Raw genomic sequence first — 17,141 nt, 5'->3', positions numbered from 1 at the left:
ATCGATGTCAGGGTTTCCGCCACCTCTCACCCAACCCCAATCTCTCGAACAGTGTCTGAAACAGTATTTTGGATACGACACCTTCCGCCCGGGACAGCGGGAGATTATCGAACAGGTGTTGCAGAAACGGGATACATTGATAATCATGCCCACGGGGGGTGGAAAGTCCCTCTGTTTCCAGCTTCCCGCCCTGCTCAAACCGGGGGTGACGGTGGTGGTTTCGCCCTTAATCGCCCTGATGCAAGATCAGGTGGAAGCCCTGCAAGATAACGGCATCGGGGCGACATTTCTCAACAGCACCCTGTCCCCCCACGGCGTCCGCCAGCGGGTGTCCGCGATTCTCGAAGGCAAAATTAAACTGCTTTATGTCGCCCCGGAGCGGCTTTTATCTCCCCAGTTTCTCGAATTTCTCGATCGCATCGATGCGGAACTGGGGATTTCTGCATTTGCGATCGATGAAGCCCATTGTGTCTCCGAGTGGGGGCACGATTTTCGCCCCGAATATCGACAATTAAAACAGGTGCGATCGCGCTATCCCCACGTCCCCGCGATGGCGCTCACCGCCACCGCCACGGAACGGGTGAGACGCGACATCGTCAAACAACTCGCCCTCCAAAAACCATACGTCCACGTCGCCAGTTTTTACCGCTCCAACCTTTACTATCAAGTCATCCCGAAAGAAAAGCACCGCTTCACCCAACTGTTAAATTTGATGCGATCGCTCGACGGTTCGGGCATCATCTATTGTTCCAGTCGAAAGCGGGTGGAGGAAGTGGCGTTTAAACTGCAAAAAGAAAACATTCCCGCCCTCCCCTACCATGCCGGAATGGAAGACTACGAACGCATCGAAAATCAAACCCGATTTATCCGGGATGACGTACAAATTATGGTGGCAACCGTCGCCTTCGGCATGGGCATCGACAAGCCAGATGTTCGGTTTGTCATTCACTACGATTTACCCAAAAGCTTGGAAAGTTATTATCAGGAGTCCGGGCGGGCGGGGCGGGACGGGGAAGCGGCGCAATGTCTGCTGTTATTCAGCTACGGCGATGTCAAAACCATCGAATATTTGATCGAGCAAAAACCCGACGAGGACGAACGGCGGATCGCCCGCCAGCAGTTGCGACAGGTGCTCGATTATGCCGCCTCGACGGATTGCCGCCACCGCATCCAACTGCGCTATTTCGGCGAAGAATTCCCCGGAAATTGCGGCCAGTGCGACAACTGCCGCCACCAGAAACCCCTCGAAGATTGGACGGTGGAGGCGATGAAATTTCTCTCCTGCGTGGCGCGATGTCAGGAACGATTCGGGATGAATTATATTATCGATGTATTGCGGGGTTCCAAGAGTAAAAAAGTCCTCGATCGCGGACACGACAAGCTTTCCACCTACGGCATCGGGCGGGATAAAACGGCGGACGATTGGAAATTGTTGGCGCGATCGCTGCTGCATCAAGGACTCTTAGATCAGACGACGGACGGCTATTCGATTTTGAAGTTAAATCGCCACAGTTGGGAGGTGATGAAAAAACAGCGGGAAGTGAAAGTCGCCGTGCCGCCGAAACCCCAACTGGAACAACAAAGCCGCTCGCTGGCGGCGGAGGTGGGAATGTTATTTGAACATCTCCGCAAACTCCGCAAAACAATTGCCGACGAAAAGCAAGTGCCGCCCTACGTCGTTTTCCCGGATTCCACCCTGCAATTGATGGCGCGGGAACGCCCCGCAAGCGAAGCCGATTTGTTGGAAATTTCGGGCGTCGGAACGCACAAACTGAGACAATATGGACGGCAGTTTTTGAGCGCCATCAACCAGTTCTGCGAGGAACAAGGACTGCCCCTCAAGTCCGCCCCCCCGAAGCAACAAACCATCTCGATTTGGGATACCCTTTCGGAGACGCTACTCAAGACGTTAGAACTGTACCAACAGGGGTTGAGCGTGGATGCGATCGCCGACGAACGGGGTTTGAAACCGAGTACGATTTACGGGCATTTAGCCGAATTGATCGCCCTGAATTACGGCGATATCGATGTCGATCGCCTGATATCTCCGGAACGCCAGCAGGTGATTTTGAATGCGATCGCAACTGTTGGAGATGACTCCCTCCGACAGATTTTTGAGTATTTGAAAGGAGATTATGATTACGGTGAAATTAAAATTATGTTGGCGATGTGGCGATCGCAGCGATCGTCGGAAATTGAGTTTTGAAACGGGCGATCGCCCCCGGCTCCCCTTGGTAAGGGGGGAGTTGGAAACTCGGAGACTTTGGGGGTTTCTGGGATTCTAGATTATTCTAACAACCAGTCAAAAATTGAACCCAAACTCAAACTCAAATCGCCGGCAAAATCGGGGACGGGAAGCAGTTGTTCCGCTTCGTCAAATACTTCCGGCTGTCGCCGGGGAAAATACACAAAAACCGTCCGTTCTTGGGGGTCGATTAACCAACCCATTTGACTTCCGTGACTGAGACAGTGTAAAATATTTTTTGTGACTTTGGTTTGACTCTGTTCGGGCGACATAATTTCGATTGTCCAGTCCGGTGCGATTAAAAAGCGATTGGAAATCTCGCCATTCGAGTCGCGGGGAATTCGATTCCACGTCCAAATTGAAACATCGGGAACGAGCGATCGCCCCCCGAACGTACAACGCAACTCCGAAAAAGCCCGGGCGATTTTCCGGGGCTTTAAAATGGCGTTGACAGTTGTCGAAAACTCGGTTTGAATCGTGCTATGCTTACCCTGCGGCATCGGTTTCTGAACAATATGACCATTAATATATTCCCCAGCGGGTTTGGTTTCTGGCAGCTTCAGAAACTCTTCTAAGGTGACGGATTTTGACGGAGATTGTACCATCGGGACTTCCTCCTGAAAATGGGCGATCGCTTATCCTGTAGTGTAGTTTAACATATTTTTGGGTTGTAAAATTATGAAAAAAAGAACGATAATTTTACGTTTTTATTGAACAATATGAAGACGGTTACTATGTCGGATAAGTACCTCAACTATTGCCAAATCACGCCGCGATCGAACACCCTGCCCTTCTTGTCAATTCCCGAAATAACGATGCGATCGCCGTAGACTTCATTCACCGCAAAACTGAGGCGTTCCGTGGCGTATTCCGTCCACTCCGATCGCCCCACCGGACGGCTTTTAGCCCCCGCACCGCAAATCAAATAAGTCGTCCCGTCGATGGGGCGGGTGCGTTCGTAATCGTGTTCGTGGCCGTTGATATACAGTTGCACGCCGTATTTTTTAAACAGGGGTGTCAGCTTTTTGATCCGCCCTTCATTCACCCCATATTTTCCGGAAGAATAAAGGGGGTGATGGCCGAAAACGACTTTCCACGGGGCGTCACTTTTTCGCAGTTCCGATCGCAGCCAGGTCAGTTGGGTTTCCCAGTCCGCTTCATTCGTCGTTTCCAGGGCGAAAAACTGCACGAAATCCCGGCGGAATGTGTAATACCGACCCGCCATGTTGAAGTGGGGATATTCGACTTGTCGATCGCCATTTTCGGTGCGGATGTCGTGGTTGCCAAGACAGGCATAAAATTTGACGCCCCGTCGCAATAACGGTTGGTAAGGTCGCTCGAAGACCTTGTTAATTTTCTCAATTTCGCCATTCCGATAAATATTATCTCCGGCCAGTAATACCAGATCGAAAGGGTGGCGTTTGTGATGGCGAACCATCGCCCGGGCGACGGCATATTGAGCGCGATCGCCGGTTCCCGTGTCGGCGACGGCGGCGAACCGGAACAGGGGCGGGGTGGCGGGGGTGAGTGCGTCGGCGGCGGCGATCGTTTCGGCCTCTGAAAACGGCTGTCGCGATCGCCACCAGCCTCGAAAACCTCCCCACCAACCGATCGCCCCTAAACTGGCGAGACTGGTGATCATCCAAAATTGACGGCGTTTCATTGAATTCTCAAAATCGACGAATTTCTACAGGACAAAATGGTAGAGTGGGGCTGGAATATGCCCCGTTTAACTTTAGCGCGTTTGCCCCGTCAGGGCGATTTTCAATGTCCCAGGATCGACCGACACCCCCCCAACCCCGCCCCGTCCGACGGCGACGGCGATCCGCCCGCAAATCCCGGGGGAGCCCGCTTCGCGACGCGGCGATCGCACTGCTGCGGCAACTCATCAAAACCTTGGAGGGGACGGTGGAACGGTTGGAAGCGGAACCCCAATTTCCCACCCGCCGGGGACTCTCGGGCTGGGTGTGGGGCGCGATTGCCTTGGCGGTGGCGGTGGGGCTGTTCATTTTCTTCTCCCCCAATCGCGTCGCCGAAGAAGTCGCCGAACCTCCCCCCACCGAGGAGATCCGGCCAGCCATTTCCACTCCGGAACCGGAACCGCCAGAACCCCCGGAAACTCCAGAAATTGTAGCAATTGAAGAACCCATTTCGGAACCGGAACCGGAACCGGAACCGGAAATCGTAGAAATGGAAGAACCCGTGCCGGAACCGGAACCGGAACCGGCAGAAATCCCGGAAATTGAAGAACCTGTCGCGGGACAAAAATCTGGGAATTTACCCGCAGAATTGACCGCCCCAAACTCTCCCGAACCGGTGGCTTTGATCGCCCCTCCGGCGGTCGCCCGACCCTATTTGAACGACTCGATCCGCGATCGCCTCGCCGAGTTTAGCGATCGCTACGGCGGCGATTTAATTCGAGCCGTCGATGCCAATTTTGCCGCCAGTTTGTTGCGGGTCGAGGTGGGCGAGGAATGGCACGAATTGGACGATAAGGATCAGAATCGCTTTGCAAATCAGCTTTTCAAAAAAGTGCGATCGCTCGATTTTACCCGCTTAGAAATTTGCGACAATGATGGCAAAATAATTGCCCGAAATCCCGTGGTCGGCTCGGAAATGATTCTTTGGAAGCGATGAACCCGTGACCGTCGGCGTTCCCGTTGCCGACTTCGGCCGTGGTATAACTACAATATCAAGTCGTTCTGTCAGGCTCGTATGTGTTACGAGTTCGGCCGGATTCTTCTCGCCGGATCGCGATCGCGACATCCGATTATACAATCCCCATCGAGTCGGTCACAGACCATGTTAATTCGCTTTTTTCAAAACAGTAGCGTCCAATTCTTACATCACGTTCCCCTGCGACGAGCCATCATTATTCCCTTCGTGCTTCAGATCTGCGCCACGGTCGGGATCACGGGATATCTGTCGTGGCGGAACGGTCAGCAAGCCGTCCTGGAGGTCGCCAACCAACTTCGCAACGAAGTGACCGCTCGCGTCACGATGCATCTGGATACTTTTCTGGAGCAACCTCACCTAATCGCCAAAATTATCGCCCAAGAAACCCGGGCGGGCGGACTCAATTTTGACGACATTCAAAATTCAGAATATTCCCTATTTCAGCTTTTGGATCTCTTCGATTCTGTCCACGCCACTTACATGGCAAATGAGGGAGGAAAATTTATTTATGTAAAACTGAATGAGGACGGTTCATTTCATTCGCAAATCGTGCGACAACCGCCCGAACGAAGGATCTATCAACTGACCCCGGAAGGCGAGCGCGGCCCCCAAATCGATCGCGATCGCTACGACCCGAGAATTCGACCCTGGTACACCAAAACCCTGGTATTGGAGCAACCCAATTGGAGCCAAATTTACCCATTTACCAACGGAGAACTCGGCCTCACCGCCTCCCGTCCCCTCTACGATCGCGACGGTCAATTCATGGGGATTGTGGGTGTGGATTTCGTCCTCGGTTTGATCGATAATTTTCTGCAAAGTATCCAGATCAGCCCCAACGCCGAAATTTTCATTCTCGAACCGTCCGGATTTTTAGTGGCAACTTCGACGGCGGAAAAACCCTTTTTTATCGACGAAAAAGGGGGGGAAAAACGCTTGAAAATTGCGGATAGTCAGAACCCAAAACTTCGAGCGATCGCGGATTATCTCCATCAAAATTTTGAGCATTTGAGCCAGATCGAAGAAACCTATCAAAGCGATTTCAAAATCGGCCGAGAACGGCAGTTCATCCAGGTCGTCCCGCACCGCGATCAATTCGGTTTAAATTGGCTGATCGTGGTAGCCATACCGGAGGCAGATTTTATGGGTCAAATTGACGCCAACGCCCGCACCACGCTGCTCCTCTGTCTGGTGGCGTTAGCCGTCACGATCGCGATCGGAGTTTTGACCGCCCGCTGGGTGACTCGGCCGCTTCTAAACCTCAACCAAGTCGCCCGAAAAATTGCCAGCGGACAGTGGAATCAAACGGTTCAAATTTCCCGCTGCGACGAAGTCGGAGAACTGGCTGAAACCTTCAATCAAATGGTCGCCCAACTGCGGCAATCGTTTAAAGAACTGGAAGCCCAACACGCCGAAACCCAAGGGTTAAATCGCCAACTTTTAGAGCGAGAATATTGGCTCAATCAATTTTTGGAAACCCTGCCAGTCGGCGTTTTAGTCTACAACAAAAACGGAAAAATTTCCTACGCAAACAAAACTTTAAAGCAACTTATAGGAAAGGCAGAAATACCGGAAGTTAACCCGGGAAAATTCGCCGAAGAAAATCAATTTTATATTGCCAATACGAATCAGATATACCCGGCGAAAGCCCTGCCCCTCGTCCGCGCCTTGAAAGGAAAAAGTATCCACGTTGAAAACTTGGAAATTCGCCGCGAAGATCGCACCATTCCCTGCTCGGTGATGGCGGCACCTATTTTCGACTGCGATGACGCGATCGCCTACGGAATTTGCGTGTTTGAAGACATCACCCAGCGCCGACAGGCGGAGAGGGAACGACAAAAGTTTACCGCCGAACTCCAACTCAAAAACGAAGCCCTCAAACGCTTGGATCAAATTAAAGATGAATTTCTCGCCAATACCTCCCACGAACTTCGCACCCCCCTCAACGGCATGATTGGTTTGGCGGAATCGATGCTGGCGGGGGTGGCTGGCCCCCTGACCGAAGTCCAGCACAAAAACCTGGTGATGATCGCCCACAGCGGCCACCGATTGTCAACCCTGGTCAACGATATTCTCGACTTTTCCAAACTGCGACACCGGACGATCGAACTGCAACAAAAACCCTTGGGACTGCGGGAGATGGTCGAAATTGTCGTCATTTTGAGCAAACCCTTGATTCGGCACAAGGAGATCCGAGTTTTTAATGAAATACCTGCGGATTTACCCGCCGTTTATGCCGACGAAAATCGCCTGCAACAAATTCTCTACAATTTAATTGGAAATGCCATCAAATTTACGGAGGCCGGGACGGTCAAAATCGCCGCCTCTGTCGCCGGAGGAGACGCGATCGCCGTGGCGGTTTCCGACACCGGTATCGGCATTCCCGAAGACAAGCGCGATCGCATTTTTGAATCCTTTGAACAGGGCGACGGTTCCACGGCGCGACAGTACGGCGGCACGGGTTTGGGGCTGGCCGTGACGAAACAGTTGGTGGAACTCCACCACGGTCAAATCTGGGTCGATTCCGTCCTCGGCGAGGGTTCCACCTTTACCTTCACCCTCCCCATTTCAGACGCCGATCCCCCCGTCACTGTCGAACCGGATTCGGTGTTAGTCAACCCGTCCGCGATCGTCAGTTTGGATGCCTTTATCGACCGTACAAAACCCGCTCATTTCATCCCCGAAATTTCCCCCAAAGAACCGGTCAATGAAGATGAAAATCAGTTCAAAATTTTGATCGTCGATGACGATCCGGTAAACCTACAGGTATTGGCGAATTATCTTTATTTAGAAAACTACGCCGTCACCCGGGCGAACAACGGGCCGGAAGCCCTGGAAATTTTGGAGGCCGGTTTCGTCCCCGACCTGATTTTAATGGACGTGATGATGCCCCGCATGACGGGTTATGAAGTCACCCAAAAAATTCGCGAAACCTGGCCCGCCCACCAACTGCCGATCGTGATGTTGACGGCAAAAAATCGCGTCTCAGATTTGGTGTTCGGCTTGGAAGTGGGGGCGAATGACTACCTTTCCAAACCTCTCAATAAAGACGAACTTTTGGCCCGCATAAAAACCCACATCCGCATCAAACAACTCCGCACCGAAAAAGCCCACATCCGCAAGACCTTCGGCCGCTACGTGACGGATGAAGTGGTCGCCAATTTGCTCGAAAGTGACGACCGCCTCAAACTCGGAGGCGAACGCCGCACCATCACGATTTTGACCTCGGATTTGCGCGGCTTCACGGCGACATCCGAACGCCTCCCCCCGGAAGAAGTGGTGAAAATTCTCAATTTCTATCTGTCCAAAATGGCCGACGTGATCACCGGCTACAACGGCACCATCGACGAGTTCATGGGGGACGGAATTTTGGTCTTATTCGGGGCACCGAAAGTGCGGGAAGACGACCCCCGGCGGGCGATCGCCTGTGCGGTGGCAATGCAGTTGGCGATGGATGCGGTCAACCGGCAGATGAAAGCCTGGGGATATCCCAATTTGGAAATGGGGATCGGGGTGAATACCGGCGAAGTGGTGGTCGGCAATATCGGCTCGGAAAAGCGCACCAAATACGGCGTGGTGGGCAAGCACGTCAATTTGGCCTACCGACTCGAATCCTACACCACCGGCGGACAAATTTTCATTTCTCAATCGACGTTGGATTCCGCCGGCGCGATCGCCCATATCGTCGGCGAAAAACACGTCCAGCCCAAAGGCGTCCAGCAGCCGATTCCGATTTACGAATTGGGCGGCGTGGGCGACCCTTACAACCTCTACTTGAAACGAGAAAAGGAGATTTTTGTTCCCCTCCCCAATCCCATCGCCCTGGACTATGTGATTTTGGAAGGAAAGCACGTCGGCAACAATATTTTCTCCGGTCAAATTGTGGAACTGTCGGCGCGGGAAGCCCAGGTTAAAACGCGCTCCGAGGATGACAATTGTCTGCCCCTACCCCTGACCAATATCAAGCTCAATTTCAGAGGATACGGCTGTTTGCAAGGCTCGGAAGATGTCTACGCCAAAGTGTTGGAACGCGAAGCAAAACCGGGGTATTTTTACATTCACTTCACGGCGAAGCCCCCGGAAGTTGATGCCGAGTTGACGGCCATTTACGAGAGGTTTGCAGAGGCTCTGCCCCGGTGAGAATAGAGCTGAGGGGGAATGCCATTCGCCCCTACTTTTCGGCCGGGAGGGTGAAGGCGATGGCGAGATATTCCCGGTAGCCGCAAATTCGATCGCCCCGAATTTCCAATGCGATCGCCACTTGGTTTTCGTAGGGGTTTCCCCACATTTTCCCCCGCGATCGCGCTTCAAAAATTACCGTCGTGTCGCCGCCGGAAATTCGTTCCTCGTTGAGGACGAGTCCCCCGGGGAAAACCTTCTCGGTGGCGTAGCGGAGAAATTCCCCCAATTTTTCCGGACCGTAATTCAATCCTTTGTAGGGTCCGGCGGGAAAGAAAAAAGTAAAGTCATCGGTTAGCATCTCCAAAAATGCCTCCCATTCCCCCGTCGCCAATCCATGTTTGAAGCGATCGAAGCCGAGTCGGGCGGTTTTTAAAGTTTCTGGAGAAGGAGATATCATGGTTTTTACCTGCCAGTTACGATTGCTATTATCCGATGGCGCAGCGCTATAATTCCCAAGCGGTGCTTGAGATCACGACGAACCGGCACTTCCGAGCAGGTAGAGGCTCAGTAACGTGCCGCTGTTCCACAAGCTGTGCAGCAACATTGGGGCGAGGAGGTTGCGCGATCGCGTGTAGACGAACCCCAACACCATTCCCAGCACGAATAACGGCAGCACTTCCGAAATACTCAAATGTACCGCGGCGAACAAAAGGCCGCTGGCCGCGATCGCACCCCACAGCGGCAAATAGCGAGTCAAAGAGGGCAGTAAAAACCCGCGAAACATCAGTTCCTCGAAAACGGGGGCAGCGATAGAAGCGGTCACGAAAAAGATCGCCAACGCCAGTCCGTCGCGGTTTTCCAAGGCGATGGGGAGGATGGGATTACTCCCCCCCCGTCCGTCCCACAATTGCTGATTGATCAGCGACACCAAAATCACCAACGGGAGGGCGACGCAATACCCGCCCAAACCCCAGAAAATCCAGTTATCCCGAAACTTGAACCGGAACCATCCTTCCGGGAGGGGAAAAAAGGGTTTCAGGGATAGATACAAAACCCCCACCCCGCCGCACACCAACAAAACGTAGGTGAGGAGGACGTAAAATGCCTGGAGTCTAGCATCCCCCGCCGGGGGCTTCAAACCGATAATTTGAAATAAAATCGGGATCGCCAATTGTCCGATCAGGAAAAATCCCAAGACGAAGACTTGCGCGATGGTTTCCCCATCCCAGGGAACCGACCATTCCACGTCCGAATTGGTGGCGAGAATGGCTTCTTTGCGGTTGATCAACCATTGAATTCCCAAAATAATTAGCAGGATAATTCCCGCCACCAATCCCAGTCCGGGAATGGCCGAAACGATCGCCAGTTTGTAGACAGCTTCTTCGGCGATTTCCTGTTCCCGGGCATTCAGTTCCGCCAGGGCTTCTTGGCGTTCCTGGAGGCTGTAAAGTCGAGCCAGGGTTTGGTAGCGGAACCAACCCTCCAAATTTTGCCGCAATATCGGCTCGGCATCCGGCAGCAACCGGGGCGGTTCGCTCCAGAGTCCCACCAACACCGGGGCGGTTTTTGCCGTCGCGGAAACTCCATTTTGAACCGGCAAAGATTTCCAAGTCGCGATCGCCTCCTCCGTCTTCCCCAATTCCGCCCGAATAATGCCGCTCCGCAACTTCAACTCGTCAAGGGACTGTTCCAGCTTTTGAACCGTGGCCGGCGGCGGGAGCTCCCTTGCTCGCACCCGTCGCCAATTCTCTTCGGTGGATGCGATCGCCGTCTGATATTGGTCGAGGGCGGCCCGCGTCGCATTTTCCCCGATAATATTGTCGCGCAGGGTCAGCAATTGTTCCCCTTCCCCCCGATCGGGCCTCCACTCCGACCCGTGCAGGACCAAATTGGTTTGGTACAGTTCCAGGCGGCTCTGAATTTGCGGTTGCGTCCAACTTCCCACCAAACTCAACCCCAAATAGGCCAGGGCGAGGAGGGTCAGAACTATCAGAATGATACGTTTCAATGTCATTGATATCGATAAAAAAGGTCAACACGAAAGAATTAACAATTAACAATTAACAATTATCAATTATCAATTATCAATTATCAATTATCCACTCCTACCACCTCGGATCGGAGGCCAAAAATTCGGCCATCTGAGCGGGGGGCATGGGTTTGGCGAAGAAATATCCCTGTCCGCTGTCACATTGTAAATCCCGCAGTTGGGCGAGTTGCTCGGCGGTTTCGATGCCCTCCGCCACGGCGACCATGTTCAACGTTTTGGAAATGCCGATGATGGCGGGGATGAGTCCCAAATTTTTGGGCGTCCCGTCCAGGAGGTTGACGAAGGATTTATCAATTTTAATCGTATCGACGGGGAAAGCGTGCAGGTAGCTCAGGGAGGAGTAGCCCGTGCCGAAATCGTCGATGCTCAAACCGATGTGGCGCTCGCGCAGTTGTTGGAGGAGGGTGAGGGCGCTCTCGGGGTATTCGACGATCGCACTTTCGGTCATTTCCAACCGCAGGCACTCCGGATTCAGGCCGCTGTCGTGCAAAATCTCGTCGATGGTCCCCACCAAATCCGGCTGGGCAAATTGTCGGACCGACAGGTTGACGCTGACGCTGAGGGACTCCTCCGCCCGGTTTTCTTCCTGCCACCGGCGGAGCTGACGGCAGGCTTCGGAGAGCATCAAAGTGCCAATTTTCCCGATCTCGCCCATTTCTTCAGCCAGGGGGATGAACGTCCCCGGAGACACCAACCCCCGCCGGGGATGTTTCCAGCGCACCAGGGCTTCCATGCTGGCGATTTTCCCCGTTTTAAAATCGATGATGGGCTGATAGTAGGGGGTCAAGTCTTGCTGATCGATCGCCCGCCGCAGGTCCATTTCCAACCCCAACAAATCCAGAGCTTCCTGGTGCATGGGGGGGTCGAAAACGTAATACCTCCCCCGCCCGAACGCCTTCGCCCGGTACATAGCCGTGTCCGCATCCCGCAGCAGGTGTTCCGGCTTTTGATACTCGGCGTGATTCAGGGCGATTCCGATACTGATATTGATAAAAATTTCGCGGTTGTGAATTTGAAACGGACGGGAAAACAGATCCAGCAGGGAACCGGCGACCGCCGTCACCGATTCCCGGTCGCGAATTTCGGGCAGGAGGATGGCGAATTCGTCGCCGCCGAGCCGCGCCAACACATCGTCCTCGCCCAACCGTTCTCGGAGGCGGCGGGCGATGGCGACCAACAGCTCGTCGCCCACCAGGTGTCCCAAAGAATCGTTGACGACTTTGAAGCGATCGCAGTCCAAAAACAGCACGGCAAACCGCCGCTCCGGCTCCGTTTTAAAAGCCGCGATCGCCCGTTCGACCCGCTCCATAAATAAGGTGCGGTTGGGCAATCCCGTCAGCCTGTCGTGCAGGGCCATATCCAACAGCCTCGCGTTGGCTTCTTCGAGTTGCCGCGTCCGCTCTTTGACCCGATTTTCCAGTCGGGTATTGAGTTCTAGAATTTCCTTTTCCGCCGCTTTCAGCATCAGTTGATTTTCCACCCGGGCCAGGACTTCTTCCATTTGAAAGGGCTTGGTGATGTAGTCCGAACCGCCCACCCGAAACGCTTTTACCTTGTCAAAAGCGTCGTCCAAAGCGCTCAAAAAAATGACCGGAACCTTCGTCAAATGCAAGTCGCATTTGAGTGCGTGACACACCTCGTATCCGTCGAGGCCGGGCATCATGATATCCAGCAAAATCAAGTCCGGCTCCACCGTATTCACCGCCATCAACGCCATTTTACCGTTGACAGCCTTGCGGACATTGTACCCTTCGACCATCAATATTTCTGAGAGCAGGTGCAAATTTTCCGGTTTGTCATCGACCACTAAAATATCGGCTTTCGGTTTGTCCACGTCATTCCCACTCAATTCAGCATCTCTTGGGTGTCGGTTGTGCCAACATCTTCAATTCGTTCCACCAGTTCGAGAACTTGATCAAATTGAAAGTTCGCCACCCATTCCGCCAGGGCATCGGCGAGTTCCTTTCGCTCGGGCGGAATTTGATCGACGAGTTCCAATAACAGAAGATCGCTGCCCTGAGCGGCGGCGAGATAGACTTGAGTCAACCAAGATTCTGACATATTTTGGATGTGTTTGAAAAGCAGTTCCGCGTCCGCCGCCCTCTCGCTATCCGCCCCGGGATTCCAACTCGCAGAAATGTCCGAAGTCGTCGCGCAGACATATTGCACGCCCAGATATTGACGCAGTTTTTGCAGCAGTTCTTCCCGGCGAAAGGGTTTCCGCAAGAAGTCGTTGCAGCCGGCTTTGACGATCTCCTGTCGGTGTTCCTCAAAAGCGCTGGCCGTCAGGGCGAGGATCGGGATCTGGCGGCCGTCAGGGCGCGACCGGATTTCTCGCGTAGCCTCGTAACCGTCGAGGATCGGCATCTGGATGTCCATCAAAATTAGATCCGGGTGCCACTCCTCCCAAATCGCGATCGCCTCCCGGCCATTTTTCGCTTCCCGCACCGCGAATCCCAAAGAACCCAGCAGTTGCAGGATCAACAGGCGGTTGGTTTCCCGATCTTCGGCCACCAGAATCCGGTAGGTCGGTTGGTCCGGGGCCAATTCCACCGTCCGCCCCGCCTCCGCCCCATCCGCGGCCTCCGCCGACCGGGCTTCCACCCGCCCCACCGGAATAGCGAAGGAGAACGTCGAACCCCGGTCGAGGGTACTTTGAACGGTGATTTCTCCCCCCATCAAACGGACGAACTTCTGGGCGATCGCCAGCCCCAAACCGCTGCCCTCGGAAGAATTCAACCCCGCCTGGGTCTGTCCGAAGGCTTCAAACAGGCGATCGCACTCTTCGGGTTCGATGCCGAACCCCGTATCCTCCACTTCAAATTGCACGACATCGGTGGCGTCCCAGATCTGGTGGGTGGCTCGCAGGGTGACGCTGCCGATGTCCGTGAATTTGATGGCATTTCCCAGCAAATTGATCAGCACCTGGCGCAATTTCTTTTCATCCGCCTCCACCCACCGCGGCAAATGCGGCGATCGCTCGAAATGGAGGTACAAATTTTTCGATCGTGCCCGCAGACCAAACATATCTTCCAAAGCTTGCAAGAACTCGTGCAGGTCGAAGGGGTTCGGCTGCACCGTCACCCGCCCCGCCTCGATGCGAGACATCTCCAAGATATCGTCGATCAGAGCCAGTAGGTGCTCTCCCGATCGGTTGATAATTTGGATATGTTGGCGGTGCTGGGGGGAGAGAGCCCCCGGGTGGACCGACATCAGTTGGGCGAACCCCAAAATGGCGTTGAGCGGCGTCCGCAGTTCGTGGCTCATGTTCGCCAGAAACTCGCTTTTCGCCCGGTTGGCCGCGTCGGCCATCTCCTTAGCCTTTTGAAGCTGCCGCGTCTGTTCCTGGGTGGTGGCGAACAGCTCCGCCTGGTGGACGGCGACGCCGAGTTGGGAGCCGATTTGGGTGACGGTGCGGATTTCCGCCGTCGTCCACCGCCGGGGGCGGTCGTTTTGGTAGGCCGCCAACAGCCCCCAAAGCTCGGAACCGCAGAAAATGGGCGTGATGACGTAGGCCCGGGCTTGGAACTGCTCCAACAGTCTCAGGTAGCACTCGTCGAAGCCGACTTTGTAAATATCCGTCACGCACCGATAGCTCGCGCCCTCGGCGTAGATGCCGCCCCGGGTTTCCCGGAGGTGGGTGTCGGCGATCAGGTAGTTGCCGCTGAGGCGTTTGACGGCGCACCCCTCTTTGTTGACGGCGATGCGAGTCACCGCCTCGTTCTCGCGCCCCGCCTCCGAGGTCAGTTCCACCCACCCCTCCACCACCGACTCGGCGACAAAATCCCCGCTCCAGTCTTCGTTGAAGCGGTAGACGAGGACGCGATCGCAGTTGAGGGCCCCCCGGAGTTCCCGGGTCGCCGTGGCGAAAATCCGGTCCAATTCCAGGGTCTGGCGCATTTGCTGCACCACCTGCAAGATCGAGCGCTCCCGCTCTGCGCTTTCCCGCAGGGCCCGCTCGGTGACTTTAGCCGCAGTGATGTCGGTGTGAAACCCCACCATCCGGTAGGGGCGGCCCCGCTTGTCCCAGAGAGCTACGCCCCGCGACCGAATCCAGCGATCGCCGCCGTCCCGAGATCGGGCGCAAAATTCCACGTCGTAGGTGGGAATTTCCAGGTTCAAATAGCGCTCCAAGGTCTTCAACACCCGATCGCGATCCTCGGGATAGATCACCGCTTTGGCCGCCTCGATGTTGGGGAAATCGGTGTCGGGATCGTAACCCAACATCGTCTTCCACCGGGGCGACAGGTAAATCTCCCCGCTGGCGATATCCCAGTCCCAAATGCCGTCATTCGCCCCCAGCACAGCCAGGGCGAACCGCTCCTGGGAGTGGCGCAGGGCCTCCTCCATCTGCTTCCGCTCCGTGATGTCGCTGACGGTGCAGATCACCCGGTCAATTTGGCCGTCGGCCTTCTGGGGCGTGGCGTTGACCAGCAGCCAGCGGCCGCTCCCAGTGCGGGAATTCTCGACGCCGAGGACGACGTTGTGGACCGCCTCCCCCGCCGCGATCGCCCGCTGCACGGGCAGCTCCGCCGGGGCGACCGGGGTGCGATCCTCCCGAAACAGGTTCCAACCCTCTCCGAAGACCTGGGGACGTTCCGGGGCCGCGGCCAGATCGAACAGCTCCAGGGCCGCCCGGTTGAAGACGAGAATTTCGGCGCGGCTGTTGAGGAGCAACATCCCCACCTGCATTTCTTGGATCAGGGTGCGGAACTGCCGTTCGCTTTCTTTTAAAATTTGCTCCCGGGCCAGTTGGCCGGCCAGCTGGCGGTCGAACAAACTCATCAACAGGGTAAAAAACAAGCACAGCAGCGTTGCCGACCCGATCGCCACCGCTAACAGGGAGGAGGTCAGGGTCGGGGCCGGCTCCGGTGGCAGCGCCAGTTTCGGGAAAAAGTGGGTGGCGGCCATCCCCGTGTAGTGCACCTGGCTGAGTCCGGCCCCCACCCCCACCGCGCCGACGATTCGCCAGTGGTGCCCGAAATCCGGCCGTTCCCGGACGAGTAAGGCCAGCCACAGGGCGACCCAAGCCACGGCGACGGCCGTCACCACGGAAATCGCCACCAGCCGGCGATCGTAAACGATCTCGGCCGGCATCGACATCGCCGCCATTCCTAGATAATGCACGGCCGCGAGAGTGCCGCCCATCCCGCCTCCGGCCGCCACCGACAGCCACCGGCCCGACTTGGGACGGTGCAGCAGCCAGATCCCGATCCCGGCGCCGAGAACGGCCAGGAGCAGGGAGAGCAGGGTGTTCCACAGGTGATAGATGACCGGGACGGGCAGCTCGAAGGCCAGCAGGGCGACGAAGTGCATGGCCCAGAACCCCGCCCCCATCGCGATCGCCCCCCCTACCCACCAGAAAAAACGGCGCTTGGGAGTCCACAAATTCTCGTAGGCGACCTGTCCAGCCAAATCCATCGCGATGTAGGAGGCGATGACGCCAATTGCAAAAGACAACGCAACTAAGCCCCAGTTGTAGCTGCCTATCAGTTCCGTATTCATGTCAATTTTGTGAAAGCCCCGTGCAGTTCGACAGTCCCAGACCCGGCCGGCGGTCAACCCCGATTCGATCCCTGGTGAAATGGCGATCGTGCAACCGTCCCAAATTTCAAATCAAAAAAAAACAACCCTCAGCATCCCTTTACATATCATAAGGGATAGCCCGTCCGGTGGTTGAAGACCCCCCCGAAGGGGTACAATGCTTCTGGCTGTGCGATTCGTTCGGGAGTGAAATAGGGCTGAAATGCCCGAAATAACCTCCTGGTAAGGCTTTCATCCCCTCGGATGAATATAAGGGACGTACCCCTGACCAGCCTATAACTGTCTGTATGTTCCTAAGTTTGGTATCAAAATATACCAAACGAGGTTGGAACTCTCAGGGTCAAGGAGAAAAACTGGATACTTAATAATTCCTAATAATCTCCGAGAGAGGAGGCGATAGCCACCCCCAGTTCTGGGACTCACAACCCCAGGATTGAAGCGGGGAACGGAAGGCGGTGAGGTGGAATCTGCCACCAATAATCCGACCACTGCCAATCATCTATG

9 protein-coding genes are annotated in these 17,141 nt (G+C 55.1%); 3 read left to right on the top strand and 6 right to left on the bottom strand.

The window, feature by feature from the left end; genetic code table 11:
• Nucleotides 1–4 precede the first annotated feature (4 nt).
• Nucleotides 5–2,206, top strand: a complete 2,202-nt coding sequence (gene recQ, locus AC0QHF_RS15825) for a DNA helicase RecQ (protein ID WP_324705195.1) — start codon at nucleotides 5–7, stop codon at nucleotides 2,204–2,206.
• An 80-nt stretch (nucleotides 2,207–2,286) separates the two neighbouring features.
• On the opposite strand, the gene AC0QHF_RS15820 is transcribed toward recQ, so the two are convergent.
• Complete coding sequence (locus AC0QHF_RS15820; protein ID WP_324705194.1) at nucleotides 2,287–2,850, bottom strand: Uma2 family endonuclease; 564 nt, start codon at nucleotides 2,848–2,850, stop codon at nucleotides 2,287–2,289.
• 149 nt (nucleotides 2,851–2,999) lie between these two features.
• Nucleotides 3,000–3,908, bottom strand: a complete 909-nt coding sequence (locus tag AC0QHF_RS15815) for a metallophosphoesterase family protein (RefSeq protein ID WP_324705193.1) — start codon at nucleotides 3,906–3,908, stop codon at nucleotides 3,000–3,002.
• 104 nt (nucleotides 3,909–4,012) lie between these two features.
• Here AC0QHF_RS15815 and AC0QHF_RS15810 point away from each other — a divergent pair, with 104 nt between their 5' ends.
• A complete protein-coding gene (locus AC0QHF_RS15810; protein ID WP_324705192.1) occupies nucleotides 4,013–4,882 on the top strand; it encodes a hypothetical protein in 870 nt (289 codons plus the stop codon).
• A gap of 165 nt (nucleotides 4,883–5,047) precedes the next feature.
• Nucleotides 5,048–9,061, top strand: a complete 4,014-nt coding sequence (locus AC0QHF_RS15805) for an ATP-binding protein (RefSeq protein ID WP_324705191.1) — start codon at nucleotides 5,048–5,050, stop codon at nucleotides 9,059–9,061.
• Between the two features lie 31 nt (nucleotides 9,062–9,092).
• On the opposite strand, the gene AC0QHF_RS15800 is transcribed toward AC0QHF_RS15805, so the two are convergent.
• The 4 genes from AC0QHF_RS15800 to AC0QHF_RS15785 form a co-directional block, all read right to left on the bottom strand.
• A complete protein-coding gene (locus tag AC0QHF_RS15800) occupies nucleotides 9,093–9,500 on the bottom strand; it encodes a nuclear transport factor 2 family protein (RefSeq protein ID WP_324705190.1) in 408 nt (135 codons plus the stop codon).
• 72 nt (nucleotides 9,501–9,572) lie between these two features.
• Nucleotides 9,573–11,057 (bottom strand): CPBP family intramembrane glutamic endopeptidase, encoded by a 1,485-nt coding sequence (locus AC0QHF_RS15795; protein WP_324705189.1) that lies wholly within the window; start codon nucleotides 11,055–11,057, stop codon nucleotides 9,573–9,575.
• A gap of 91 nt (nucleotides 11,058–11,148) precedes the next feature.
• Complete coding sequence (locus AC0QHF_RS15790; protein WP_324705188.1) at nucleotides 11,149–12,927, bottom strand: two-component system response regulator; 1,779 nt, start codon at nucleotides 12,925–12,927, stop codon at nucleotides 11,149–11,151.
• 11 nt (nucleotides 12,928–12,938) lie between these two features.
• Nucleotides 12,939–16,598: an MHYT domain-containing protein gene (locus AC0QHF_RS15785; protein ID WP_324705187.1), complete on the bottom strand. Its 3,660-nt coding sequence runs from the start codon at nucleotides 16,596–16,598 to the stop codon at nucleotides 12,939–12,941.
• Between the last annotated feature and the right edge of the window lie 543 nt (nucleotides 16,599–17,141).

Source organism: Lyngbya sp. CCY1209, assembly GCF_055795065.1.
This window is presented reverse-complemented; position numbering and strand designations above follow the sequence as displayed.